The following is a 6389-nucleotide window of genomic DNA, read 5'->3' as shown; positions in this document are numbered from 1 at the left end:
TAAGGTCTACCCACTTCCACTACCGATAGCTTGTAGTGTACTTCCCTCAAGAGGAATAGTCGTTGAAGTTTCTCCTATTCGGAGCTTACCTGCTGATTGCCCATTTTAAAGTACTTAGGGTTTAACCTTATACCATCTAACCAATTTTTTCTACTTTCGTAACTTTCACACTTAGGTTTATTTCATCCTTATGTTTTAGTTTGGTTAGCTTTAGGGGTTTCCAGCAATTCAAGTAGTATTGGATAGGTTCTATCCTATCTCTACATATAAGTTTCCCTATATGCTGACTATTTTAGCTACTAACTCATGACTAAAGTCACGAGTGTGCGTAGCTATTTTTTAATCAAGCCTTTATTTTTCATAACATCTAAAATTCTTGTTGTATTAGATTTATCCTTACATGATTTTTCGCACAAATCTATTTGAGAAATCCCATCTTGTTCCCATAGAAATCTTAATAAAGCATAATGATCAGTTGTTATGTCATATCCATTTTGCTTAAACATTTTTTTTAAATCTTCTTTTACTTTCAATGAAGTACTTATTAATTTACTTGTAACTTCATATAATTTCTCAAAATCTCTCATATTACCTCCATCTAAATAATACCTTGCGCCTCCCATCTATCAATTATTCCTTTATATTGCTCAATATTTTTAAATGCCATTGGCTTTAAAATAATATTCATAGCAATAAAGTCGTAGATTTGAGAAAACACAGGTGGATTTTTCTTTTCTTCTATACAATAAACAAATTTTTTAGATACTTTTTGTATCTTTGACTCTACTCTTTCAACTATAGGATTTTGATTAAATCCAATCTTTACAGATAAATGACCACAAACATAACCTCCTGAATCTAAAACCATTGATTTCATAAAAGAAATAGCTTTTGAACCACGAGCATTTTCATATGTTGTAACTGCTATACATGGTTTATGATACAATAGTCGCTCTAACATCATATGAGCTCTATCTGTAAACACCTTAAAAAGACCAGTTACACTACTTCCATAAGTTGGACTACCAAATATAACGCCATCACTCTTAGTAATTATATCATGAATATACTCTACTTTATCATTTTGATTAATACACTTACCTATTTTATAACAATTTAAACAACCAATGCAATATGATGGATTGACTTCACTTAGATTAAAAAAATTGATTTTGACATTTGGTTTAATTCTTTTTATATCTTTGCATAAATGATTCAAAACCTTTGATGTTGCACCATTTTTTCTAGGGCTTCCGTTTATAACTGTAATTATCATAATTTATACCTCCATTTTAGTTGTTATATCAACAATAAGTATATCAACCGTTTTTTTAACTGTCAATATAATCCTTAATTTTATTTTTTTACCATACCTATATAGCTTAATTACTCATGCCTCTAAAGCTTAATTGATGCTATTTATATTTAAATACATGTACTTTCTAGATGACTGAAAATGAACTATTTAAAAAAATTGACAAACCAAACTAATGATAATATACTTTATGTATTACAAATGTAAGTATAAGGAGGTATCTTATGAAAAAACTACCACAGATTTCAGAAGCAGAATATCAAGTAATGAAAATTATCTGGAAATATGCTCCTATTAGTACGAATGAAGTGATTGAAAAGCTAGTAAAAACAAGCAAATGGAGTCCTAAGACTATTCAGACAATGTTGTTGCGTTTGGTTAAAAAGGGAGCTTTGACATATGAAAAAAATAGCAGAGTTTTTGTTTATACTCCAATTGTTAAAGAAGAAGAGTATGTAGCTACAGAAAGTAGTTCTTTTTTAAATCGTTTTTATAATGGCACTCTTAACTCTATGGTACTAAATTTTTTAGAGAATGATAAATTATCAGAAGATGATATAGAGGAATTAAGACATATTTTAGATAAAAGGAAAACTAAGGAGGATAAGTAAATATGTACGCTCCATTTTTTATGCGATTTTTACTTAGCACACTAACCTTATCTTTTTTAATTATTATAATCCTACTTGCTAAAAAAATATTTAGAAAACATATTTCTGCAATGTATCAATACAATATTGGGTTTATATTACTTATAATGTTAATAATCCCATTTATTCCGCTTAAATACATTAATCATTTAAATATATTTAGCTATATATCTAGTTTTACTCATATTGAAAATAGTACAGCAAATACTTCGATTGTAGAAGATTCTTCAGACAATATAATTAATAATTCAAATGCATTAAAAGATTTTTCAGTATCTTTGAATCAATTTAATTTTGATAATTTAAATATTTTATTGCTAACATTATGGATAATTGGAATTACAATCATGATAATTATTACAGTTCATTGTAATTTTAAAATAAGAAATATAAAAAAATCAGTACAGATTTTAGAAGATGAAGAGATTCTTTCACTTTTTAAGCACTGTAAAAAAAATATAGATTTAGATAAGGATTTTATACTGTGTAAATCTTCTATTATAAATACGCCTATTACATTTGGATACTTTAGACCACACATTATATTACCAAGTGAATCTATATCCAAATTATCTTTAAAAGACATACGATATATTTTACTTCATGAATTACAACACTCTAAAAACAAAGATATTTTAGTAAACTATATAATATGTTTTTTCCAAATATTATATTGGTTTAATCCTCTTGTCTGGTATGCACTTAAAGAAATGAGATTAGACCGTGAGATTGCATGTGATATTTCAGTTTTAAAGAGACTTGATGAAAATAGCTACATAGAATATGGACATACCATAATAAATTTTATAGATAATCTCTCAAAACCATCTAATCTCACACTTACTTCAGATATCGGTGGTTCAAAAAATCAAATAAAAAGACGTATATTAAAGATAAGAGATTTCCAAATTGAGTCAAAAACTTTAAAACTTAAAAGCATTTTAATTTTTACAATAATAGCTTTAATTGTATTTGGAAATAGCCCTACACTATCCATTATGGCAGATGTCAATGAAAAATATAATCTTACAAGTAATCAAACTTTATATGAAGATTTAAGTCAGTATTTTAAGGATTTTGATGGAAGTTTTGTAATGTATGATTTAAAGTCTAATCAGTATCATATTTACAATGAAGAAAAAAGTAAGACGAGAATTTCACCAGACTCCACTTATAAAATTTATAGTGCTTTGTTGGGATTAGAAAATGGTGTAATAACAAGAGATAATTCATACATTCATTGGAATGGGAAGTATCACACTAATGATTCTTGGAATAAAGACCACGACTTATTTTCTGCTATGGAAAACTCTGTTAATTGGTATTTTCAAGATTTAGACAAAAAAAATGGTATAAAAGACATACAAACTTATCTAGAAAAAATTAACTATGGAAATCGTGATATTTCATCTGGGATATCAAACTATTGGCTAGAATCTTCTTTGAAAATCTCACCTATTGAACAGGTAAATTTACTTAAAGATTTTTATACAAATAAATTTGAATTTAGAGATGATAATATAAAAACTGTAAAAGATTCATTATTGATATCTAAAGAAGCTGGAGTATCACTTTATGGGAAAACTGGTACTGCTAATATAAATGGAAAAGATGTAAATGGTTGGTTTATAGGTTATGTAGAAAAAGATGGAAATGCTTATTTATTTGCAACAAACATTCAAAGTAAAGATTATTCTAATGGTAGCACAGCAGCCAAAATAACATTATCTATTTTAAATGATAAAAAAATATATAAGACAAATTAATGCAAATATACTTTTTAATACATTTTCTTTAAGATTTAAAAACTTCACACAATATTCAAATTAACTCTCTATAAAATTCATATACAAGGGTTATTATATAAACATAGAAGATAGTAAAACTAGCTTAAAAACATAATATAATACCCTATATAAATAGTGGCAACTCTCCCTCACATCCTCAATTGTTGCCACTATTTTATTTTTTGAACTAATAAAAGACTTCATCATATAGTGAAGTCTTTTATTAATTTGACTTTTATCTAAAAATAAGATGTCAAAAATATAAATCCCAAATACATCATATTAATCTTCAAATACTGATTTTATAATAGGTATAACATAATGGCTTCCTCCACGATGCTTCACATCTTCAACCATAGCTAATGCTAGATACTGTTTGTCACTATCTTCATCAACTGTAAACGCATTAAACCATCCAAGCTCTGTTCCAGTAGTATCATCTTTTGATGCTTTAATTTCTGCTGTACCAGTTTTTCCAGCAATAGTAATTCCTTCAGTTTTAGCACCATGACCTGTTCCATTAGGATTTTCAATAACTTGAATTAAGTCATCACGTATAATTTTCACAGACTCTTTAGAAAACACATCTTTTTTCCAGAATTCAGCCTGTGGATTTTCTTTAAATTCAAGATAAGGCTTTATCATACTTCCATCATTGACAAAAGTTGAATATATTGATGCCATATGTACTGGATTTACAAGTACTTTACCTTGACCATACCCACTATCTGCTAATTGTATTTCTGTATCAAATTTATTGTCAGTACCAAATTTTGAAGAAGCTAATCCAAATTCAAATGGTATACCTTCTTCAAATCCTAGTTTTAACAGTTCTTTTGATAATACATCTTCACCTATTTTTAATGCTGCTTTGGCAAAATAAATATTATCAGAATAAATCAATGCATTTTTCATATTTACAGTATTTCCATAATCCTTTAATGTAGTTACCTTATAACTTCCCCAACTAGAATCTTTTTGCCAACTAAGACCACTATGACCAAAATTTTCATTAGGATTAATCTTTCCTGTTGTTATTCCAATACCAGCAGTAACTGGTTTAAAAGAAGACCCTGGACATAATCTGGCTTTAAATCTATTATACATTGGTTTATTTTCATTTTCATTGAGTTTTTTCCATCTATCCTCTGACATACCTAGTATAAATTCATTTGGATTGTATGATGGACTACTTATAAGAGATAAAATCTCTCCTGTTTTAGGATTCATAACCACTGCACAACCCTTATCATTTTTCAACTGGTCATATAATTTACTCTGTAGCTTTGAATCAATAGTCAGTTTGACATCTTCCCCATCTTGCTTTGGAACAATTGCTAAAGTTTCTTTTTTATCTCCATATCTATCAGCTATAATAATCTCACACCCATCAATACCACGTATTCTGTCTTCCAATAGACTTTCTAAACCAATTTTACCGATTATGCTATTAGCATTGTAGTTCTTTCCCTTTTTTTCTTTTAATATTTCTGCATTCACATTTTGAACATACCCAGTTAAATGGCCAGCTTTTTCACCTAGTGGATATGCTCTTACCTCTGTATTAGATATTTTAACTCCTGAAATGCTAAGTAGTGATTCTTGTAATAATTTATCTTTTTCTGTTACAGAGCCATCTGGATTTTCTTCTATTTTTTCAATAGTTTTTATAGGTACCATTGAGTTTTCTTTTACCCAAGATGCATCTAATTTTTTTTGGATTTGCTCAACTGGTATATCTAGTAAATCAGATAGTTTTTTTAGGTCTTCTACATTATTACTCATCTTTCTAGGCACTAATCCTATAACAGATGCAAGACCTTTCCCAGCAAGTACTTCACCATTTCTATCTAAAATATTTCCTCTTTTAGCTTTAAGTGTTGATACTAGCACCTTATTATCATTTTCAAGTTCTGGAAATATAACGTTTGACTGCCATCTTATTTTATAGTTTTTTTGTTTGTCTTTAGTCAATAATACTTCATTTGAAAATGAGATTTCTCCTGCTAAAGTGTCTATTTTAGAATCATAATTTATTTTTGTACCTTCCTTTTCATCTTTTTTAATATCCTTAATATCAATACTTATATTATGTGCACTAATTCCTTCGTATATTTTTTTATTTCTAGAAATGAAATCTTCTTTTTTGTTTTCTAGTTTACTTTTTTCGTCTAATAGGTTGTACATTTTTTCATATTGCCTTTCATTTGCGAGAGACATATACTGTTTTAATACTTCATCTGGCTTGATTTTATTAAATCCATTTAATACAAAATTAGTTGTAATACCAATAATAACTACAACTAAACAGACTAAAGCACCAAAGATTAATAATTTTTTTGTTTTTATCTTTTTTTTCATACAAACCCCCTTATTCTTCAATATATTACATACGTAAGCTTTAAAATCAAAATACTCCCATAAATACATCAACTATCTATTTTTTATTATTTTATTGTTTTTAAATATCCTCATAAAAAAATATATATTAAAATAACATAATTGATAGTAATTTATATATTACATACGTAAGTTTTAAAAGTCAATATTATTATTACTATTTTAATAAACTTTCACCTTAATTTAAAAATAAATTAGAGTTATTTTATTTACTAACCATTTTATTTGCTGGCTGTT

General features: G+C 27.4%; 5 protein-coding genes. 2 read left to right on the top strand and 3 right to left on the bottom strand.

What is annotated here, in order from left to right; genetic code table 11:
• Window positions 1-332: 332 nt before the first annotated feature.
• Together KGF48_RS09820 and KGF48_RS09815 are read right to left on the bottom strand one after the other, a co-directional pair.
• A complete protein-coding gene (locus KGF48_RS09820) occupies window positions 333-587 on the bottom strand; it encodes a MarR family transcriptional regulator (RefSeq protein WP_227829372.1) in 255 nt (84 codons plus the stop codon).
• An 11-nt stretch (window positions 588-598) separates the two neighbouring features.
• On the bottom strand, window positions 599-1276 hold the full coding sequence (locus KGF48_RS09815; protein ID WP_227829371.1) for a flavodoxin family protein: 678 nt from the start codon (window positions 1274-1276) through the stop codon (window positions 599-601).
• A 263-nt stretch (window positions 1277-1539) separates the two neighbouring features.
• Between KGF48_RS09815 and KGF48_RS09810 the strand changes: the two genes are divergently transcribed.
• Window positions 1540-1926: a BlaI/MecI/CopY family transcriptional regulator gene (locus KGF48_RS09810; protein ID WP_227829370.1), complete on the top strand. Its 387-nt coding sequence runs from the start codon at window positions 1540-1542 to the stop codon at window positions 1924-1926.
• Window positions 1927-1928: 2 nt separating this feature from the next.
• Window positions 1929-3731, top strand: a complete 1803-nt coding sequence (locus KGF48_RS09805) for a BlaR1 family beta-lactam sensor/signal transducer (RefSeq protein WP_227841396.1) — start codon at window positions 1929-1931, stop codon at window positions 3729-3731.
• Between the two features lie 303 nt (window positions 3732-4034).
• Here KGF48_RS09805 and KGF48_RS09800 read toward each other — a convergent pair whose 3' ends face one another.
• Complete coding sequence (locus KGF48_RS09800) at window positions 4035-6113, bottom strand: penicillin-binding transpeptidase domain-containing protein (RefSeq protein ID WP_227867999.1); 2079 nt, start codon at window positions 6111-6113, stop codon at window positions 4035-4037.
• Window positions 6114-6389 lie beyond the last annotated feature (276 nt).

Source organism: Clostridioides sp. ZZV15-6388 (assembly GCF_020657755.1).
Taxonomy (GTDB): Bacteria; Bacillota; Clostridia; order Peptostreptococcales; family Peptostreptococcaceae; genus Clostridioides.
This window is presented reverse-complemented; position numbering and strand designations above follow the sequence as displayed.